The 19,173-nt window shown below is 65.7% G+C and carries 15 protein-coding genes and 3 pseudogenes; 12 read left to right on the plus strand and 6 right to left on the minus strand.

Annotated elements, in window-relative coordinates:
• The first annotated feature begins 69 nt into the window (after positions 1-69).
• The 5 genes from DDJ31_RS20955 to DDJ31_RS20980 all read left to right on the plus strand — a co-directional run bounded on the left by DDJ31_RS20955 (position 70) and on the right by DDJ31_RS20980 (position 6,006).
• A complete protein-coding gene (locus DDJ31_RS20955; protein WP_431027593.1) occupies positions 70-1,254 on the plus strand; it encodes a permease in 1,185 nt (394 codons plus the stop codon).
• Positions 1,251-2,030, plus strand: a complete 780-nt coding sequence (locus DDJ31_RS20960) for a TIGR03943 family putative permease subunit (protein WP_127178781.1) — start codon at positions 1,251-1,253, stop codon at positions 2,028-2,030. The genes DDJ31_RS20955 and DDJ31_RS20960 overlap by 4 nt, the downstream gene beginning before the upstream one ends.
• 62 nt (positions 2,031-2,092) lie before the next feature.
• Entirely contained in the window at positions 2,093-3,352 is a 1,260-nt protein-coding gene (locus DDJ31_RS39255; protein WP_240678126.1) for a hypothetical protein, read from the plus strand.
• Between the two features lie 111 nt (positions 3,353-3,463).
• Positions 3,464-3,871: a hypothetical protein gene (locus DDJ31_RS20975; RefSeq protein WP_127178780.1), complete on the plus strand. Its 408-nt coding sequence runs from the start codon at positions 3,464-3,466 to the stop codon at positions 3,869-3,871.
• Positions 3,868-6,006 (plus strand): tetratricopeptide repeat protein, encoded by a 2,139-nt coding sequence (locus tag DDJ31_RS20980; protein ID WP_127178779.1) that lies wholly within the window; start codon positions 3,868-3,870, stop codon positions 6,004-6,006. The genes DDJ31_RS20975 and DDJ31_RS20980 overlap by 4 nt, the downstream gene beginning before the upstream one ends.
• 1,816 nt (positions 6,007-7,822) lie before the next feature.
• Here the strand turns inward: DDJ31_RS20980 and DDJ31_RS20990 are convergent.
• Both DDJ31_RS20990 and DDJ31_RS20995 read right to left on the minus strand, forming a co-directional pair.
• Positions 7,823-8,770 carry a hypothetical protein gene (locus tag DDJ31_RS20990; protein ID WP_127178778.1) on the minus strand — a complete coding sequence of 316 codons (948 nt, stop codon included), beginning with the start codon at positions 8,768-8,770 and terminating at the stop codon, positions 7,823-7,825.
• 28 nt (positions 8,771-8,798) lie between these two features.
• The gene (locus DDJ31_RS20995; RefSeq protein ID WP_164784924.1) at positions 8,799-10,262 is read right to left on the minus strand and encodes an AAA family ATPase; all 1,464 of its coding nucleotides are present in this window, start codon (positions 10,260-10,262) and stop codon (positions 8,799-8,801) included.
• 742 nt (positions 10,263-11,004) lie between these two features.
• On the opposite strand from DDJ31_RS20995, the gene DDJ31_RS38770 reads away from it, so the two are divergent.
• Positions 11,005-12,060 carry a hypothetical protein gene (locus DDJ31_RS38770; RefSeq protein WP_206280666.1) on the plus strand — a complete coding sequence of 352 codons (1,056 nt, stop codon included), beginning with the start codon at positions 11,005-11,007 and terminating at the stop codon, positions 12,058-12,060.
• A gap of 104 nt (positions 12,061-12,164) precedes the next feature.
• Here the strand turns inward: DDJ31_RS38770 and DDJ31_RS21005 are convergent, their stop codons facing one another.
• The 3 genes from DDJ31_RS21005 to DDJ31_RS21015 all read right to left on the minus strand — a co-directional run bounded on the left by DDJ31_RS21005 (position 12,165) and on the right by DDJ31_RS21015 (position 14,582).
• Positions 12,165-12,557 (minus strand): hypothetical protein, encoded by a 393-nt coding sequence (locus tag DDJ31_RS21005; protein WP_171480866.1) that lies wholly within the window; start codon positions 12,555-12,557, stop codon positions 12,165-12,167.
• Positions 12,558-13,242: 685 nt separating this feature from the next.
• Positions 13,243-13,467 carry a hypothetical protein gene (locus DDJ31_RS21010; RefSeq protein ID WP_127178775.1) on the minus strand — a complete coding sequence of 75 codons (225 nt, stop codon included), beginning with the start codon at positions 13,465-13,467 and terminating at the stop codon, positions 13,243-13,245.
• Positions 13,464-14,582 carry a DUF1152 domain-containing protein gene (locus DDJ31_RS21015; protein ID WP_127178774.1) on the minus strand — a complete coding sequence of 373 codons (1,119 nt, stop codon included), beginning with the start codon at positions 14,580-14,582 and terminating at the stop codon, positions 13,464-13,466. The genes DDJ31_RS21010 and DDJ31_RS21015 overlap by 4 nt, the downstream gene beginning before the upstream one ends.
• Before the next feature lie 81 nt (positions 14,583-14,663).
• Between DDJ31_RS21015 and DDJ31_RS21020 the strand changes: the two genes are divergently transcribed.
• The 3 genes from DDJ31_RS21020 (at position 14,664) to DDJ31_RS21030 (ending at position 16,942) form a co-directional block, all read left to right on the plus strand.
• Complete coding sequence (locus DDJ31_RS21020) at positions 14,664-15,404, plus strand: GntR family transcriptional regulator (RefSeq protein ID WP_127178773.1); 741 nt, start codon at positions 14,664-14,666, stop codon at positions 15,402-15,404.
• A 279-nt stretch (positions 15,405-15,683) separates the two neighbouring features.
• Positions 15,684-16,121, plus strand: coding sequence for an ATP-binding protein (locus tag DDJ31_RS21025; protein WP_127182674.1), 438 nt, complete (start codon positions 15,684-15,686; stop codon positions 16,119-16,121).
• A gap of 92 nt (positions 16,122-16,213) precedes the next feature.
• Entirely contained in the window at positions 16,214-16,942 is a 729-nt protein-coding gene (locus DDJ31_RS21030; protein WP_127178772.1) for a GntR family transcriptional regulator, read from the plus strand.
• 41 nt (positions 16,943-16,983) lie between these two features.
• On the opposite strand, the gene DDJ31_RS21035 is transcribed toward DDJ31_RS21030, so the two are convergent.
• Complete coding sequence (locus DDJ31_RS21035) at positions 16,984-17,190, minus strand: hypothetical protein (RefSeq protein WP_127178771.1); 207 nt, start codon at positions 17,188-17,190, stop codon at positions 16,984-16,986.
• A gap of 72 nt (positions 17,191-17,262) precedes the next feature.
• On the opposite strand from DDJ31_RS21035, the pseudogene DDJ31_RS21040 reads away from it, so the two are divergent.
• From DDJ31_RS21040 to DDJ31_RS21050, 3 pseudogenes are all read left to right on the plus strand, one after another.
• Positions 17,263-17,517 (plus strand): annotated as a pseudogene (locus DDJ31_RS21040) (SCO3933 family regulatory protein); the annotation flags it as partial.
• A gap of 5 nt (positions 17,518-17,522) precedes the next feature.
• A pseudogene (locus DDJ31_RS21045) lies at positions 17,523-18,413 on the plus strand (FtsK/SpoIIIE domain-containing protein); the annotation flags it as partial.
• Positions 18,409-19,161, plus strand: a pseudogene (locus tag DDJ31_RS21050) (site-specific integrase); the annotation flags it as partial. The pseudogenes DDJ31_RS21045 and DDJ31_RS21050, both read left to right, overlap by 5 nt.
• Positions 19,162-19,173: the final 12 nt, after the last annotated feature.

Genomic DNA, 19,173 nt, shown 5'->3' on the forward strand with positions numbered 1-19,173 from the left:
AGGAGGCGGACGAACCCACGAAAGAGCCCGGCCGGAGGTACCGCAGGAGTGGCGAGGACGACGAGTTCGATGACGCGGACGCCGGACGCGGACGCGGGTGCGGGTGCGGCGGATGAGGGGAGGGAGGGGCCGGCGGGTGCGGGTGCGGCGAGCGCGACGGGTGCGGCGGGTGCGGCGGGTGCGACGGACGTGGCGGATAGGTCGCATGGATCGGATAGGTCGCACGGGTCGCACGGGTCGCACGGGTCGCATGAGTCGCACGGGTCGCACGGGTCGCATGAGTCGCACGGGTCGGATGGGTCGGGGGCGACGGGATCGTCCCCGCTGATCCTGACGATGCTGCTGCTCACCCTGGTCCTGCTCCAGGGCCCGATCCGGGGGCTGCTGTCCGCGCCGGTGATGCAGAGCTGGATGACGGTGTTCGTGGCCGTGCTGGTCCAGGCGCTCCCGTTCCTGGTGCTCGGCGTGCTGCTGTCGGCGGCGATAGCGGTGTTCGTGCCGCCGTCGTTCTTCGCGAGGGCGCTGCCCGCCCGCCCGGCGCTGGCCGTCCCGGTGGCGGGACTCGCGGGCGCCGTCCTGCCGGGCTGCGAGTGCGCGTCGGTCCCGGTGGCGGGCGCGCTGGTGCGCAGGGGCGTCACCCCGGCCGCCGCGCTGGCCTTCCTGCTGTCGGCCCCGGCGATCAACCCGATCGTCCTGACGGCGACGGCGGTGGCGTTCCCGCGCGAGCCCGGGATGGTCGTGGCCCGGTTCGTGGCCAGCCTGCTGGTGGCGTGCGCGATGGGCTGGCTGTGGCAGCGCCTCGGCCGCACCGACTGGCTGCGCACACCGCGCCGTTCACCTCACGAGGGGCAGGGCAGGGGCGCGGCGTTCTGGGGCTCGGTGCGGCACGACGTGGTGCACGCGGGCGGGTTCCTGGTGGTGGGCGCGATGGCGGCGGCGACGCTGAAGGCGGTGGTCCCGGCGAGCTGGCTGCGCACGGCCGCGGGGAACCCGCTGGTGGCGATCCTGGCGCTGGCGGTGCTCGCGGTGCTGCTGTCGATCTGCTCGGAGGCGGACGCGTTCGTGGCCGCGTCGCTCACGGAGTTCTCGCTGACGGCGAAGCTGGCGTTCCTGGTGGTGGGCCCGATGATCGACCTGAAGCTGTTCGCGATGCAGGCGGGGACGTTCGGCAGGGGGTTCGCGCTGCGGTTCGCGCCGGCGACGTTCGTGGTGGCGATCGCGGGCGCGCTGCTGACCGGGGCGGTGCTGCTGTGAACCGCCAGGCCCAGGCGGCGGTCCTGTTCCTGACGGGCGCGGCGCTGCTGCACGCGGGCTGTACGGACCTGTACCTGCGCTATGTGAAGGCGGGCCTGCGCCCGATGCTGCTGCTGTCGGGGGCGGTACTGATCGCGACGGCGCTGGCGACGGCGTGGTACGAGTACCGGGCGGGAAAGGGAGCGGGAACGGAGGCGGGAGAGGGATCGGGAACGGAGGGGGGAGAGGGAGCGGGGAAGGAGGCGAGGAGCGAGAGGCCGACTCCGCACCGCGAGCCCCGGATCTCCTGGCTCCTGACCCTCCCCCTCTTCGCGCTGATCCTGGTGGCGCCACCGGCGCTGGGTTCGTACAGCGCGATGCGGACGGGAACGGCGCTCCAGCAGCCGTACGGCTACAACTCCCTTCCGGCGAAGGGCACGTTGGACCTCTCGGTGGTCGACTACGCGACGCGGGCGGTCTACGGGCGCGGCCGGACGATCGAGGGACGCCGACTGCGGATCGAGGGCTTCGTGGCCCTGGACCAGGCGGGCAGGCCGTACCTGGTGAGGATGGCTCTCAACTGCTGTGCCGCGGACGCCCAGCCGGTGAAGATCGCCCTGACCGGGACGATCCCGCCGGTGCTGCGACCCGACAAGTGGCTGAAGGTGACGGGCACTTACACCCCGCGCACGACGAAGGACCCGGTGAACGGCGGCCCGATCCCGTACTTCGAGGTCACGGACGCGAAGCCGATTCCGACGCCGTCCGACCCGTACGACGAGACGTGGAACACCTGAGGATGTTCGAGAACGGGTGAAATCTTCCGCACGGAAGGCCGTGACCTGCCAGGCTCTGACCTGTGACGTACGTAGTGACCGTGGACATCTGCCTGCCGCAGGGCACTCCGGAGATGGACCCGCTTCAGCGTGCCGGTGCCGTGGCGCTCATCGAGGACGGCTTCGACTCGGTCGAGGCGGTCGAGGGCCCCGACGGCATGGAGGCCGACCTGTTCGACAGCATCGTCGCCGTGCACCCGGCGGGGGCGCTCCTGAAGGTGTTCGTGGACGCGCCGGTCCTGGAGTCGGCGGAGGAGGCGGTGCGCTCGGTGGTGGCCGACCTGCTGGAGCGCTCGCAACTGCTGGCCGACTGGCGGATAGACCGCTGCGAGGTCGAACTCCACCCGAAACTGGCGCAGGAGAGCCTGGACGCGGCCGACGGCCCCGACGCCCCACCCGCGGACCCGGCGGCCCGCAAGGCCCACCACGCCCAACGCCCCACGGAGGACGAGGACGAGGAACCGTACGACCCCGAGGCAAAGGCGGCGACGGTGAAGGCCCAGATGCTGACCCTGTCCCAGAACCTGAAGGCGTTCCCACCAGAGGTGTTCGGAGCCCCGAACAACGGGGAGGCCGGGGAGACGGGGGAGACGGGGGGAGGGAGCGACGGGGGAGCGGGGCCGGAGGCCGGCCGGAAAGCGGGAGGTCCGGAGGCCGGCCGGGAAGCGGGCGACCCGGATGCCGGCCAGGGAGGCGCACAGGCGCTCCAGCCCGAAGAGGTAGCACCTGCGGCAGTAGCACCCGCGGCAATAGCCCTGGCTGCGGGCGCGCTCCTCTACGCGACGGACATCCTGGTGGACGAACTCTTCCAGGACGTGCAGACGTTGACGCAGGAGGACACGACGGCCGCCAACTGCGACGGCCCGCTCTGGCACTTCGAGGATCTCCCCGAGCGCTACGCCCTCCAGTACGACGCCCGCTTCGCCCGCCGCTTCCTGGTGACGGTGATCGCGATGACGACCCGCTTCACGGACGGCAGCTTCCAACGCCCGAGCTGCGTGGCCGAGGAACTGGCACTGAAACTCCTGCTGACCGAGACCCACGTGACCCTGGAGACGTTCGGCCTCCTGACGACGGACGTGGCGAAGGCCCTGGACGCCTTCGCCGACCACGTCTACGAGGACAGCGACCACGACTGGCTCTACGACGGCGCGATGGACGACCTGACGACGGCCCCACTGCCAGGAGCGACGTCGGAGGCCTTCAAGGCGTGGTTCACCCCGTTCGAGGAGAACGGCTACATCCACCCATCAGCGACGGGCGAACCGGAACAGGCGGCGTGAGCCTCCGCCCCCGCGTGCTCGGTTGCGGGCCCCGAAAGGGAGGGAACTGACTAGTCTGGATGGCAGGTCAGGTGAGGTCAGGTCAGCCATGTGGTGGGAGGGGACGGCTTCGTGGATCCGGAGATGGCCGCCTTGGCGGGGGCAGCGGGATCGACTCTGGTCACCTTGTTGACGACGGAGGCGTGGCAACGCGCGAGGGACGGCGTGGTCGCCCTGTGGCGCCGCGCCCAGCCGGAACGGGCGGACGCGATCTCCGCCGAGCTGGATGTGACCCGCGACGACCTGCTCACCCCGCAGGCCGCGGCCGACGCCGGCACCAGGGAGGAACTCGCGGCGGAGTGGCAGGGCCGCATCCGCCGACTGCTGGCGGCCCACCCCGAGGAGACCCAGACGCTGCGCACACTCCTCGACGAACTGGCCCCGAACGCGCCGACCCCGTCCATCACCCAACACGCCACGGCCTCCGGCCACTCCCGGGTGTACCAGGCGGGACGCGACCAGAACTTCGGACCTCGGTGAACGCCCGCAACGACGCGTGGGCGGGCGGCCAGGGCCGCGTCTACCAAGCCTCCGGTGACCAGCACATCACCGAGCACCACCATCACGCGCCGGACGCGACGGGCCCCGACTCGGTACGCCACCCGGCGGTCAGCCGCGCGCCCGCGGTGCTCCGCGACCGGGTCGGGGAAATGGACCGTCTACGCCAGGCCGTCGAGCCCGGCGTCGGCAACGGCGTCTACGTCCTGCACGGTCTGGGCGGCTGCGGCAAGACCGCCGTCGCCCTCACCCTCTTCCAGTACGCGACCCGTGAGGCCGGGCGTATCGGGCTGTGGGTCAACACGTCGGACTCCGTGTCCCTGCGCGCTGGCATGCTCGCCGTCGCGGCCGACCGCGGTGCCACCGACGGCGAACTCGTCGGAGCACGCAGCGGATTGCGCCCGGCGGCCGATCTCGTCTGGCAGTACCTGGACCGCTCCGAGCAGCCCTGGCTGCTGGTCCTCGACAACGCGGACAACCCCGGCATCCTCCGCGAGGGCGGCTGGCTGCGCACCAGCCCCACCGGCACCGTCGTCGTCACGACCCGTCAGGCGGCGCCGCACTGGTGGCCCGGCGCCGAACTCCTCCAGTTCGGCGTGCTGCCTCGGGAGGACGCCGCTCTCGTTCTGCGGGATCTGGCACCCCACGCGGGCTCGGCAGAGGAGGCCGCCGATGTCGCCGACCGCCTGGGACGACTTCCCCTGGCACTCACCCTGGCGGGTGGATTCCTCTCCCACCAGGTGATCGACCCGTGGACCCTCGCCGACTACCGCCGTCGGCTCGACGGAGGCGTGGCAGGCCTCGACGCCATCGACCTCATCGATCAGGGCGACACGACCTTCGGCGCCGACTCACGTCATCTGCTCAGCAGCACCTGGCAGCTCTCCTTGGACGCCCTCGCGGCCCAAGGACTCCAGGAGGCAGGCGACTTGCTGCGGCTGCTCGCCTGCTGGTCCAGCGATCCGCTGCCCCTGTCGATCCTCTCCGGGGCCGAACTGAGCCCCGAACTCCCCTCCTTCAAGGTCGAGTCGGCGCTGCGCGGACTTCTCGACCACTCCCTCACCGGGATCGTGTCTGCCGATGAGACGCGTTGCCTGCGTACCCACGGCGTGGTCCTCGAGAGCGTCGCCCGCACCGCGTCCGCGGAACAGCGCGAGCAACTCGCGGACACGGCGTCCCGTCTCCTCCTCGCCGCACTGCCGGAGATCCCCGACCGGGGCCCGCAGGGACCGCTCGTGAACCTGCTCGCCCCGCATGTGACCGCTCTGTTGAGCAGGACGGCCCACTGGGCGGCGCGCCGCACGACGGTGGAGTCCGCGGCGGAGTGCGCCCTTCGCCTCGCCACCGCCGTCCACAGATCCGGCGACTACGTCTCGGCACTCGCGCTGGCCGAGGAAGCCGTGGAAACCGCCCGACCGGCACTGGGCGAGGATCACGCCCTCCTCACCCGGCTCCGCCAACGGGTGGCCCGCTCCCTGTTCCGCCTCGGGCGCTTCGAGGAGTCCGAGGCCCTGTACCTGCGGGTGCTGGAGATCTGCGAACGCACGCTGGGCCCCAAGGCATCGGACACCCTGACGACGCGCCTGAAACTGGCCAGCCCACTCATCAACACCGGCCGGGAGGAGGAGGGCCAAGCGCTGATCCAGCAGATCGTGCAGGAACGGACAACCCTGCTCGGCCCCACGCACCCGCTCACACTCCTCGCGAGGGCGTCCTTCCTGGAAAGTGCGACGCGGCCGGCCGAACTGGACGCGGGGTCGACCCTGATCGCGGACTGCCGCCGCGAGGCCGGCGACGACCACTCCATCACCTTGGACGCACAACTCAACTACGCGTGCGCGCTGCAACGCGCCGGACGGTCGGCGGACGCGCTGCCCCACGTCGACTCGGCCCTCGAGGGCTACGTACGGCGCTTCGGCTCCGACTACCCCATCGCCCTGAACGCGAGACTGACGCTGAGCAGAGTCCTCAACGCCCTGGCCCGCACCCCAGAAGCGATCGAGCACGCGGAACAACTGGTGACCGGCCGAACCCGAGTCCTCGGCCCGACCCACCCCTGGACCATCAGCGCCCAGGGACTCCTGAACCACTACCGAGAAACCCGGCGAGAGGACTGAGCCACCACGACGGGGTTCACCGGATGGCGAATGCGTACGCGGAGCCGTGCTGGCAACGCATGCGTGAGGAGAGACGAAACGCCCTACGCGACTGGCTCGCCACGTGGGCACAATCCGTCCGCCATCTGACCGACGGAGTGTTTCCGGATTGGCCCGAGGGCATCAGCGACCGGTCGGAGGACGTGTGGGAGGCCCCACTCGACACATGTGGGCGGAGCGGGCTCGCGCCGCGTGTATCGAGCTGGTGACGAGGCCCGAGACCAGCAATCCGCATGGACCTGCCGCCGCGGTGCCTCAGTTCCCCGGCAGCAGTTCGAGGATCAGGGCTGGGACCGGCTCGCCGCTGACGACGCCTGCGAGGAACGAGGGCTCGTCTTGTCCTTGGCCATCGGCAAGCCGCTCGTTGCCGCCGACGGCCGGCGGGCTTCCCGCGAGGCGCTCAGGGGTATCGAGGGGATCACCGGCGACGAGTGGACGCCTCGGGAGCTTGGACACAGCTTCGTGTCGCTGCTTTCAGACAGGGGCGTGCCGCCGGATGAGGTCTCCTGGCTCGTTCGGCCACTCCGGAACGGCCGTGACCGAGGAGGTCTACCGGAAGCAGATCCGGCCTGTGATCCAGACCGGCGCCGTCGTCATGGACGGCATTTTTGGGTCCGATCCGAGGAAGCCGTAGACGCCAAGGCGCTCAGGAAGCGATAGTCACGCAGGACACACAACAACGCCAGAGGGCCCTCACCGATCCGGTGAGGGCCCTCTGATCTGCTATTTCACTGTCGGGGTGGCGGGATTTGAACCCACGACCCTCTTCGTCCCGAAGCAACTTGGGTCGGGGTGGTGCCTTGGGCTGGTGCGGCTCTCACCTGCGTTGACGATCCGTAGACGTTCGTGGTCGTCCGCTGGTGTTCGTTGGCGTTGTCACGCAGTTAGACACTCACTCGAGGTGTTCCCGGTGCGCAGCAGTAGCGCGACTCGACTACAGCCCATGGACAGTACGCCTGCTCACGTCACCCCCGTCGGCGCGCGATTCATCAGCGGGCCTGCGGTGCACACGGCTCCGTAGGCCCCTTGGCTCCTGGGTAACGCAGCAGGTCACCGCCCTGCAGGCGGCAGATCAGGCAGGACGAGTCCACGGATAGGCCACGGCTGGCTGAGCACCGCTTTAGGAGTTCGATCCGAGCCCGGCGTGGTGGGGACTCGCCTCGCGCACTGGCGCCGTACATGGCGGCCGGTTGTCGCCGCCGTCCGTGCTCGTTAATGTCAACGTTGGATGTCAGCGGAACAGTTGCGGGACCGGGCAGACCTCCAATGGTTCGTCCGGCCGGTCTGCCCAGCTCCATCAGACGTGCCGATCGGTACACCGCCACAGTGCCCGGCAGGACCGCCGACCATCGTCGTCCCGTTTGACGAGGACGAGGCCGCCGGACTTCATGGACTGGCTGCACTCGGGACAGGAGCGACCGCTTCGACCCGAATAAGGTCAGGGCAAGATCCAGACATGGGGTCGAAGCTGTTTAAGCAGGTCAAGACCTTGGACTGAATAGGTCTCGCCGGGTCTCTGTGAGACGTCGGGAGAAGATCTTCTCCCAGGTTTCTCCCAACGTGCTTCCGATCCGTCAGGAGGCGCCGCCGGTAGCCTCACAACAACTGCTCGCCCCCGGCTTGGCTTCCGGCCCGTCCTCTACCTCTGTCTGCTGGGGACGCCTGAGTGTCCCGTTGCGCGAATCTTGCGCGAGGTTTGGCATATACAGAAGGAAGTCCTCCCGCAACACTGATTAGCTCAGAACCTAGGTATGTAACCTCGGATAACTCAGGGACACTAGGCAGTGTCGCGCAACTTTGGGAAATCCGCCGAGTCGGCATTCAAGTCTTTAAGGGCATATTCCTTCAATCTTCCAAATAGCCCATATTGCTCAAGGTCCACTACTTCCAGACTCGACATCATGCAAATCTCCATGGCTGTTGCTTGCGCGAAGTGTCGCCGGTCCTCCCGCAGAAGGTTCGGATGCATCGATGCAATGTATTTGATAAATACAGCAGCTATGTCATGTCCTCTGATGTAGTGGCGAGGATCCAAATTCTCAGGAACTTCAAACCTTGAAAAAGCTTCGCTTAGCTCCTTGCGTGAGTATCCTTTTACGGAACGCGCTAGGGCATCTTCAGCATCCAGATCGCTCCCAGCAGGTTTAAAATGTAGCTGCTCCATTACCTTTCCCGCCAATTTTTGCGGCTCAGGCAGGGATCGTACTGTCGCCCGAATCCTGAACAAGGTCACAAGCGTTGGAATGAGTGCATCGATGACGCCTTGCGCGTCGATGCGATCGGGGGCACGGAGAGCGACAGACAGCACCTTCCCGATGGTCTTAGGGGACAGGCAGTAGAGTTCCATTGCGGCGAAGTCCGTGTAGAGGATGTTTCCCAATTCTGGACAGGCATCTAACCCGAGTGAATTACAGTCTCGATCCGCTACAAAAATCACTCTGCTGCTGCGTGGAGCCCGCTCGCTTACGATCTCCGCCGTCGCCACGACTGCCCCGCGTTGGCCCGCACTGTGGCCGCGGCCTGTAATTATATCGGAATCAATTAGCACGCGATCCGTCACTGCAAAAAACGCGATGTCCGAGTCTGGCGCTACCTGGGAAAAGAACCATCGGAGCAGGCCCGCGTCGCCCCGGCCTTCAACGATTACTTCTTTCATTCCCGGCTCTACGAGGTCGAGCGTGGAAAGCTCTTCAGGCGTTCTGCGATTCTCATCTACATTCGGCATGCGTGTACCCCCACCAGGCACCTAGATATCAGCTCTGCGCCACAAGTCGCGACAGGGAATCAGTGTTTCCAGTGATTACCTCAATCGAGTGAGTGGCCACAACGAACTGCATGCCACTACCTTGGGTGCATGCCAAAAGAGCTGCCATTAGTTTCCTCTGCCACTTCACATTCAAGCTGAGTTCAGGTTCGTCGATCAGAAACAGACGAGTGTTTCCACGAGCTTGAACAGTGTTTAGCAGAAGCAGCAGGATTTGGCGCTCGCCGGACGAGAGTTGGTGCGGCTGTAGTTCCTCTTCGTGTCCCTCATGAGACAGAACTCGAATTCCTCGAGAAAGATCGAAAACAAGTTGCTTCGTCTGCAGGAATCCATTCGCCTGTTCCACCAATGTGCGAATTAGTCGCTCGGCTCCTTGCAATGCATCGAGCCTAGCTTCTTGCGCCTCCAGATACGGGTGGATAACCTCCTCAGCCATAGCCACTCGGTCGTGTGGGATGCTCTTCAAGATGGAGGCGAAAGGCTGTGATTGCAGCGCTGGCATTAGGCCAAATTCGCTGTACTTCTGCGTCCTGAAGGCGACCTGGTTTAGCCTTTCCAGGAGTTGGTCGACTGACGATGCTCCTTCGTCCGAAAACTGTTTTTGGGTAATCCTCTCCAGGAGGTCAAGGTAAATTTTGTTCGTGCCGCTGGATCCCCGCTGGTTCCCTGCAAGCGCCTGCTGCTGCAATTGGTTATGAATGCGCCTCATTGCAAGTGCCAGCTCCCAAGCAAGGAAAGACTTGGTATCGTTGGGCCCATCCTCCTCGGTCGGGCGTTTGGGGCCATGTCTGATGTCATCACCGTAAATCTGCCTGTCATCGGCAAGGAAATACGGATTAGCGTGCAGTTGAGTCAGATAGTTGACAAATGCGTCCTCTTGAGAGTGGGCAAACAATGCCAATTGCTCACGCTGACGCCTTCTGGAGGTAGAGGAGACTCCTATTCCTGCCCTCGTTTCGCGCTGCCGACGCATCTCGAAATCAAGCCTGACAGCGTCCGGCATGGGCAAACCATCTTCACCTACGGGGAGGAATGTTCCATCTCCGACTGGCATATAGGCCTGTTGAAGCTCAACGCTCTGCCCCATAACTGTGACGTCGTAAGGGCCTTGCAGGTCGTTGCGTTTCGTGATCCTGATGGTGTCGCCGTCGTTGAGTTCGATTTCTAGCGACTCGAATGGGCAATTACCGATATAGGATCTATGGCCAAGCTGGCGCGATGCGCTCAGTGCATTCCATAGCAGGTTCAGAATGGTAGTCTTGCCGCTTCCGTTGTCTCCATATAGAAGGGTGAGTCGGCGATCGGCTACTTCCTCTGGCCCGTCGAAAAAGTCAATCCGATAGTTGAACTTACCGAACAATTGTTTCAATCGAAGTGACTTGATGAGGCGTGGTGCAGTATCTGCTGCCGGCTTTGTGTCGTCGAGGTCCTCTGACCTGGTCGAGGGTTCCATGCACGCAGAATACGTGCCGGCACCGAGTCTTTCAGGCGTTCTGCGCGCAGAGTCCAATGGTGGTGCGTACGGAGTTCGATCATTGGGCCGTGCGGCCTGCTCCGCGCCCACGACGCTGAGGGTTGGTGGTGCCTCTGTGACCGCTCCAGTCCGTTGCCGTCCAGGGGCCTCAATGTCACTTCGCGGAGCACCGGCGCGCTGCCAGTCGCCGCAGCCTATGGCGGCGCTGTCCCGCTGCGCACTGCGTTGTTGTCCTGGGTGAGCAGGCATCGCAACGTGTCGATGTGACGCTCAGGGCTGGTGAGTAACCGCTTCGACTCCAGCCAGGGCCAGACCACCATCGTCTTCCAGTACGGAACCACCGTAGTCAGCTGGCCCGGCGTCGTCATGCCAGTCTCCGGGCTTCGGTATCACCCTTCCAGTGTCGCAGATCATCTGCGGGAGCCCAGGCCAGAGCCGGGTGGGGGTGGTCACCCGTGGGCGCCGACTGTCAGCGTTGGTCGGCCTCGCACGGCCCAGGGACGACCCAGGGACGGCCCAGCGGACTCAGATTTCGCACTCAATGCTCTATAAAGACGAGCCAACTGGATTCCGTGCCCTGAGGTTGTCACAGCCGACAAGGAGAGCGAATGGGGACGTTTTACCTCAGCGCAAGTTGGACCGGTGGACGCCCATCTGGGCCCCGGCAGATCGCTTCACCTTTTCAGCCACAGACAGCTCGTGCGGTCGGTAGGCTCGGCATATGAATCCGGAGGGGATCGCCAACGCAGTGGTCTCGGTACTCGCTGCCGCAGGAACACTCGCTGGCGTAACGAGCCGCACTAGGCGACGACGCAATGAGATCAAAGAAAATCTCGCCTTGGCAGAAGAGCTCCAAAAGAACACAATCCTACGCGACCACACTCCTGCCGTTGCTTGGCTGCATGGGAAAATCGCCTTAGACGTGGCCAAACTATCCGGCCAACCTATCGGGGCCCCGAAGAAGCCGATTCCCAAAGGTTCCGTAATTTTTGCTACTGTCCTCCTCCTCGGGTTCGGCGGATGGACCTACTGGCTCAATCGTGACGGCTTCGTCTGGTATTCATTGGTGACGGGCGCCCTGGCCGCCTCCATGCTTATTTCAATCCTAGGAATGACAACTAACAGGGAGATTCCCCCTGAGGGTGAGATGCCAGAGGGCGCTCACCCTCTCGGGTCTGGATCTGAATCGCAGAATGTAGTTGCATCTGTAGCCATGGCCGCCATGAGTTCCGACGGCAGGTATGAAGACGATGGCCAGCTCGGGGTGGCGTTTCGCTTCGTGCGCCACATGACGGCCGGTGAGTTCGACGAGGCCTTGAGCCTCGCAGACGAAAACTGGCTCAGGTGTCGCATCCAGGCCTGGCTTTGGAACGCGAGAGCCGTCGTCGGAGATGACGAGACTCAACTCCAAGAAACAGCAGATGCCATGATGACTTCACGCGGGCAGCATGACCTGTGGGAAGCTTTCTCCTCCGCCGAAGTTGACGCCTTCCATAATGCATGGGGGGACATTGACCCGGAGCAATTGGGTGGAGCAAGCAGGCGCCGCCGAGTGGGCCCTGATTACGAGTTGGTAGTCTTAGTGCCGCTTGGCGAAAGTGGCGGTTACTTCGTCAACTCGCCCACTCCGGTACCCGGTGGCATGACCTTCCTCATGCACAAACTTAATGGAAAGTGGCTGCTGGCTAATCATCTGGGCATTGCACCACCGCTGCCGGGCTTTCCTCCGACTTGGTGGGTTGTTGGAGACCCCAGTATTGAGGAGCTTCCAGATTAGATGCTGGGGCCTGTGTAGCTTGCCTGTGGACGATCGTGCGCGAGTGCCAGTAGGGCGATTTGGCCTTGTTCAACGGGCATGCAGTCGCGCCCGCCAGCGCTGATCTAGCTCTCGTCATCTGATCCTTCGTCTCCGCCCTGGTTTCCCGGATAGCTGTAGCCGGGAGGTGGAAGAGCCAGGTCAGCCTCCGGGATTGACAGGCTCTGTCGCATGAGTAGCAGCATCTCAAGCTCGGCCTCGTCGAACCTCTGCTGCCGCTCATGGAAACTTGGGTCGTCGGGTGCGTCGTGTACCCCGTACTGGCCCCATGACCAGGCGGCGCTGTACGCAGCGGACGCGGCAGCGGCCACAGCTCGATCGGCGTAGAACTGCAACTGTGTGAGCTTGGCAAAGGCGTCGGACTGCCAGCCCTCTTTCAGCTCAGGCTCTTCTGTGAAGCCGTAGCAATGGTCGTAAGCGGTCCTGGCCAGAGCTTTTACCGCTTCATAGAACTCCACGTACGCCTGTCTGCGGTGCTCGAACGTACGGGCCTCGTCCTCGCGAGCCCAACTTTCACGCTCGCGCTGTCGCTCACGCTCCCAGGCGACTGTTTCCCGACGGTCCGACCAGCGCTGAGTGATCAAAGCGCCAACGGTTCCTGCGACCAGCGTTGCGACGACGCCGACACCGGCGACTACTAGCGGTACCCATAAGGGAGTTGAAGTCACTGCCCAATGGTGGCAGTCATGACCTGGCCAAGTGCAACATGCCCGACGGTGATAGGTGGCTCGATGCCTCAGCCCACTCCCCCCGCTCCCATCCCGTCCGCCGTCGACCCACACACCGTGGAGCGGGCGTGGTTCATGGCGTCCAGGTGGAGCGCGCCACTGTACGAACGACCTGGACGCCATGGGCCGCGTCTGCTCGGCTCTGCCTGGGTCGACGGTGGGCGGGATGGGAGCCCACCACGCTCACCACGATGTGCCCGAGGCCGGGAACGGCGCCCCCTCCATCCCGGTGCCGGCCGATCCCCCGCCGGAGGCAGCGTCCTTGACCTGCAGGGAATTCCCGCCCTTGCCCGCATGCACGCAGCGCGCCGCCGGGCGCGGCCAGCCGGGGCGCAGACAGGAGGCAGGCCGCGCCGCAGAGGCGGCGCGCGCCCGCGCCGTGCGCGGGCCTTGAACCCGTGAAGAAGGTTGTTACTCAGTTGGCGCTTGTGGCGTCTGTGATGTTGCGGGACTGGGCTGCTGCTCGTCGAAGAGCATCCGCCACTTGTTCGGCAGCATCGGCCGACAAGAGGATCTCTTGGGTCCAGAGAATCGAGAGCCTGATGTCGCCGTTCAGCAGGTTGGTGGCAACGTCGACTTCTGTGCCGTTGCCGGTGACGTCGTACACGTTGAGCTCTGGATCACTGCCGTAGGCACTCATAGTGTCCGGCTTGTGTGGCCGCTGTTGTTGCCCGTGAGGCTCCACAACGGTGCTGCGTACTGCTCAGGGCGGCTGTTGATGAGCAGCCGGCGCAGGTCATCGCGCTGCGAGCCGTCGAGGTTCAGGATCTCGGTGAGATGGCGGAACGTCGTGTGTGTGACTCCGCGGCCTTGGGCCTCTGCCTCGAACTGGGTGAGCTGATGGAGTACTGCTTGGGCGTCGAGCGTCGCTGGCTGTTGTTCCTTCAACCAGAGGGCCTTGTTGCGCTCGTAGTCGATCTCGGAGAAGCCGCAGACCTCGCGGCTCAGTGCCTCTGCCTGGTCCCGGGTGGTCGTCGACATGATGGCGCGGGCCAACTCGTTGCGGCTCAGCGCCTCATCTAGATCGACCTCGTGGACTGTCGGGCTCTCGTCGGTGAGGGGGATGGGAAGGCCTGCGTCCCGGACCTCGCACGTGCCGCGTACGCCTCGGGCGGTTGCCGCGAGCATGCCGGTTGCTTCTGAGGGGTGCCACTCCAGGACTGCGCTGGTCGGCTCCGCGTCTCTCGCCGTGAAGGTGTGGACGAGTGCGCCGAGCATGCCTTGCAGGTCCTCGTGCGAAAGCTCGCCGTCCAGGCCGGGGCCCGCGACCAACAGGCGGATGGGCGCGTTCACTTGGCCGCACGCTGCCAGCGTCAGGGAGTCGGCCAGAGGGCTCTTCAAGGTCGGTTCGTCGCCTCGGGCCAATACGTCGCCGCCGACGTCCAGGAGATCAATTGAGGTCGGTTGGAGCCGAGTGACCAGGTCTTTGAGCTGGCGTGTGACGCCCTCGGCGCCGTGCCTCGGGTCGATCAGTGCGAAGGTGTGCGGGAGCTCTGCCGCCAGGCGGGGGAGTGTGGAGCCTGTCGGTGCGATGGGGCGGGCCTCCGCCGGCACCTTCCATACGGTCGGGGTGAGCGGTTCGAGGCCGGTGAAGTCGTCGGGGCCTCGGGGTCCCGGTACCGGGTCGATCAGCAAGCGGTCCCACGCGTATGTGAGGATCACCGCCTGGTCCTCGTCGCCGTAGAGGGCGGCGTTGAGCATTGCGGCGGCGACTGCGTCGCCCCCTCCTCCTGCTGCGACGATCAACCGCGTCATGGCCCCAAGACTACGGGGTTGCTCATTGACCACTCACCCTATAGTGGCCAGAGGCTATAGCCACTTGGGCGAGGAGGGGACATGCCTCAGATCGAGGAGACGCAGCCGAAGTATCTCCAGATCGCGCACTTCATCCGTGATCAGATCCTGCGGGGTGATCTGCGGCCGGGGGACGAGGTTCCATCGGAGCGGCAGTTGGCGGCTGACTGGAAGGTGTCCCGGCCTACGGCGGCGCGGTCGCTGGAGGCGCTGAGCAATCAGGGGCTCGTCGAGAAGCGGCAGGGGTCCGGGACGTATGTCCGGAGCCTCGAAGTTAACCGGCGGGCAAGAGAGTTGTACGGGCGGGCTCGGCAGACCGGGAAGATCTACACGCCCGGTGAGTATGCGGTCATCACGTCCGCCGGGTGGCTCGAAGCGCCGGATCATGTCGCTGAGGCGTTGGGCTTGGTGAAGGATCGGCGGGCCGTGCATCGTCGGCGGGTGACCAACAACCAGGACGGGCCCATCGCGCTGTCCACTTCGTGGTTCGCGCCGGAGATCGGGCAGCGGGCGCCCAAGCTCCTGGAGCCTGAGCGGATCCAGGAGGGAACTCTGATGTACGTCGAGAACATGACGGGGCGGCAGGGGAGTTACGCGGAAGACCGTATGTGCGCTCGGCAGGCTACCGACGAGGAAGCGGCCGACCTCCAGCTTGAGGTCGGGTCTGCTGTGCTGATCGTGCATCACGTCGTCTTCGACCTCCAGGACCGGCCGCTGGAGTACGCCGAAGCCACCTACCCGCCGAACCGTTGGGCGTTCGAGCAGGGGTATCCGCTCACCTGATGGGTCCTCACTTAGGGGAACCGCTTGCGCGCTTCGAGTGGACAATGCCACTATCCAGTAAGTGGCTAAGGCCACTTGATCGGAAGGCGGCCCGGAGTGACGAGTCGGCGGCAGGATCAGGGAGCGCACTTACCTTGCCGGAGTTGTCGGGGGCGCGGCTGGAAGCGCGTCGGCTCCCGTACGGCTCTCGCACTTGCTGCTGTTGCTGACCGCACCCGTGCCACATCGAAGCGGCGCTGCCTCGACTGCGACGGCAGCGGCAAGGAGTGAGCGCGCATGGTGGCTTACACGATCGACCGCTATCCCTCTGAGGGCTCACTGCGGCTCGGAGCCATGACCCTGCATCCGACGCCGGAATCGGTTCCCCGGGCCCGGCGCTGGTTCCGGAAGTTCATCGCCCCGTACAACCCGGCCTGTTCGGTCGAGGACTGCGCGCTGATGATCTCGGAGCTGGTGACCAACGCCATCCGCTACGGGCAGGCTGACGAACCGTGGCTGGTGCGGGTGGAGTGGTTTCGGGACGACACCTCGCTACGCATCGAGGTGCACAACCCTGGCTTCCCGGCCAATGTGCGGCTTCGGCGGCCTGACGCCAATGACGCGCACGGGCGGGGGCTCCTGCTGGTCGACTCGATCGCCGAGTCCTGGCATTCCGGGCCCAGTCGCTTCGGCGGAACCGTGGTTGCCTTCGTCGTCGCCGATGCCTGGCCGTCGTGAGGGCAATACCCTCAGTTGGTTCTGCGCCGCCGGATTCGTCGCTGGTCTGGTTGATCAGTTGACTTGGCCAATCTCGACAGGCGGCGGCGTTCATGGCGTATGAAGTGGAGGCACCGAAATACGTACGCCTCGCGCAGACCATTCAGCAACGCATTGAGGATGGCACGTATCCGCCCGGCACTCGCGTACCCAGTGAGAATCAGCTTGTGCAGGCCTTTGGGATGTCCCGTCCGACCGTCGTCCGGGCGCTGGAACTGCTGAAGCGTGACGGCTGGCTGGAATCGCGGCAGGGCTTCGGCACGATCGTGCGCGGTCGTCCGGCCGTGGTCGAGCATGAGGATCGCCGAGGGAGCGAAGCGCTGGCGCGTGATGAGACTCAGGCATCGGGCCGTTTGGTCGAGGTAGGCCAGGTTCCTGTTCCGGCGCGGGTCGCCTCGGTGCTTGGGCTGCCGAAGCGGGCTGAGGTTCTCGTCCGTCGGTTCCTTGTCGTGGAGGATGGTGAACCTGTGGAGCTGGTGTCTTCGTACTTCCCGGCCAGCCTGGTTGACGGTACCGAACTGCGGAGCGCCGAACCGCTGAGCGGGGGCACCCGTGCGCATCTGGAAGCGCGTAAGAAGGTTCGCTTCGATCATGTGACGGAGTGGGTCTCTGCTCGCCTGCCTGAACCTGGTGAGGCCGAGCTGCTGGAGCTTCCCGACGGTGTGCCCGTGCTGAGTGTCCTGGTTGTGGCGTCCGACGCTGCTGGCCAAGCCTTGCAAGTGTCTGACGTGCTGCTTCCTGCCGACCGGCAGGAACTCGAAGACACCTATCGGCTGGGCTGAACTCGCGGGCCGCCGGCTCAGCTGCGTCGGCCGGCGAGCCGTTAGATCACGTAGGTGAAACCCAGGGTGAAATCGGCAGTCACCCAGAAGCCGACGACAATACCCACGCCGATGGTGGTTCCGATGTCGCTGGCGTCGTTGCACGCATCAAGGTCATCGCCAGTCAGGCCCTGGCACCCTTCGGGTGTGCCGCTGCCGCTGGCGGCACCCGCGATCCCCCAGGTTAGGAACAAGATCTGGACGGCCAAGAAGACCCACAGTAAGACTTTGCGGCGCTTCTTCAGCTGAGGACTTGGTTCGGCCTGGTGGTAGTCGGTCGGCGGGACGCCGTGAGCGGTGAGGCGCTGATGACCATCGGCGTCGTCTACATCGACGAGGGTGAGTCGTCGCTGATCCAGATCGCCATCCCCGAGGCCGGAGTGACGGACGGTCTGACCGTTGGCGCCCCGGTCTCGCTGCCTGGGCTCGTTGCCCGGCCCTGGCAGAGCGTGTTCAACGGGCATGAGCGGCACGGCATCGCCTACCGCGCCACGGCCGTCATGCCCGGCGCCTTCCAGATGGCTCAGGCGCGCTGATCGACGTGACCGACCTGGCGACGTTGGCCGAGCTGGGCGGACCGCTTGCCGTGATAGGCGGCGCGGCCTACGCCCGGCACGCCCAGTCGGCGGCGTACTGGTCCACGGTCGGGCTGCCGCTCTCGCTGGCCCGGCTGCTGGCCTCGTACTCTGCGACCATGGACGCCTGCGGGCTGACCGTCGAGCCGTCCCGGTGGCGGGCCCTGGCGGTCCGGGCGACTACCCGGCGGGAGGTGCGGCCGGGTCCCCCGCATCGCGGAGTGATCCGACCCAACGAGACCGGCCTGCGTGTACGGCTGCGACTCGCTCCCCGGCAGGAACCCGCGGACCTCGTTGCTTCGGCCGAACGGCTGCGGCACGCCTGGGGTGTTCACGCCGTGTACGTGCGGGATGCGAAGCCTGGCGTCGTCGAACTTCGGCTCGTCGGCTACGACGTCCTACGCAAGGTGCGCGGGCCTCGTCGAGTCGACAGCGGGCTTCTGCGGGTGCCGGTGGCTCTGCGGGAGGACGCGACCGCTTTCGTCCGCGACTATCGCGCCGTACCCCATGAACTCGTTCTCGGCGCCACGCTGTCCGGCAAGTCCATGTACCTGCGACATCTCGTCTCCCGCCTGGCGACTCGGCCTGTCGCCCTCGTCGGCATCGACTGCAAGCGCGGCGTAGAGCTGGCACCCTTCGCCTCCCGGCTCTCCGCGCTGGCGACCGACCCGGACGAAGCGGCCGAGCTGCTGCCGGTCCTGGTCAAGGAAATGGGGGATCGATACGACCTGATCAGGGCCCGGCAGGGCATCGCCCCCGGCACCGCAGACGAGGAGATCACTTCGGACATCTGGGGCCTGCCCGAGAGCGAACGGCTCGTGCCTGTTGTCCTGTTCGTGGGCGAGGTGGCGGAACTCGTACCTGAACCGCGCTGTCAAGCGAGCCATGGCGCGGGACAAGGTGAAGCGCAGCGTCGTCGAGCTGTGCTCGGTCCCTCAAGGGCAGGCAGGGCGGCCGTCCAAGGCGCTCACCTTCGCCCAGGCTGAGGCGGTGCTCAAGGGCGCCGAGGGAACTTCGATGCACGCGTATATCGTGCTCGCGCTGCTGACCGGGGCCCGGACTGAAGAACTGTGCGCCCTCACCTGGGACCACGTCTTCCTGAAAGGCCGTCCCGACATGGACCCGCCGCAGCCTCCCCACATCGCCGTCTGGCGCTCTGTCCGGCGCACCGGGGGCACCAAGACCCGGAAGTCCCGGCGCACGCTCGCCCTGCCGGCGCGCTGCGTCGAAGCCCTCTGGCAGCAATTCGGAGATCAGGGCTGGGATCGGCTTGCCGCTGACGACAAGTGGGAGGAACACGGCCTCGTCTTCTCCTCCGCCGTCGGCAAGCCGCTCGACGCTGCCAACGTCCGCCGTGCCTTTCGCGCGGCGCTCAAGGACGTCGACGGGGTCGACGAGGCCGAGTGGACACCTCGGGAGTTGCGGCACAGTTTCGTGTCCCTGCTCTCCGACCGAGGTGTGCCCCTGGAGGAGATCTCCCGACTTGTCGGCCACTCCGGAACGGCCGTGACCGAGGAGGTCTACCGGAAGCAGATCCGGCCTGTGATCCAGACCGGCGCCGTCGTCATGGACGGCATTTTTGGGGCCGATCCGAGGAAGCCGTAGACGCCAAGACGC

The organism is Streptomyces griseoviridis, from assembly GCF_005222485.1.
GTDB classification, from domain to species: Bacteria; Actinomycetota; Actinomycetes; order Streptomycetales; family Streptomycetaceae; genus Streptomyces; species Streptomyces hintoniae.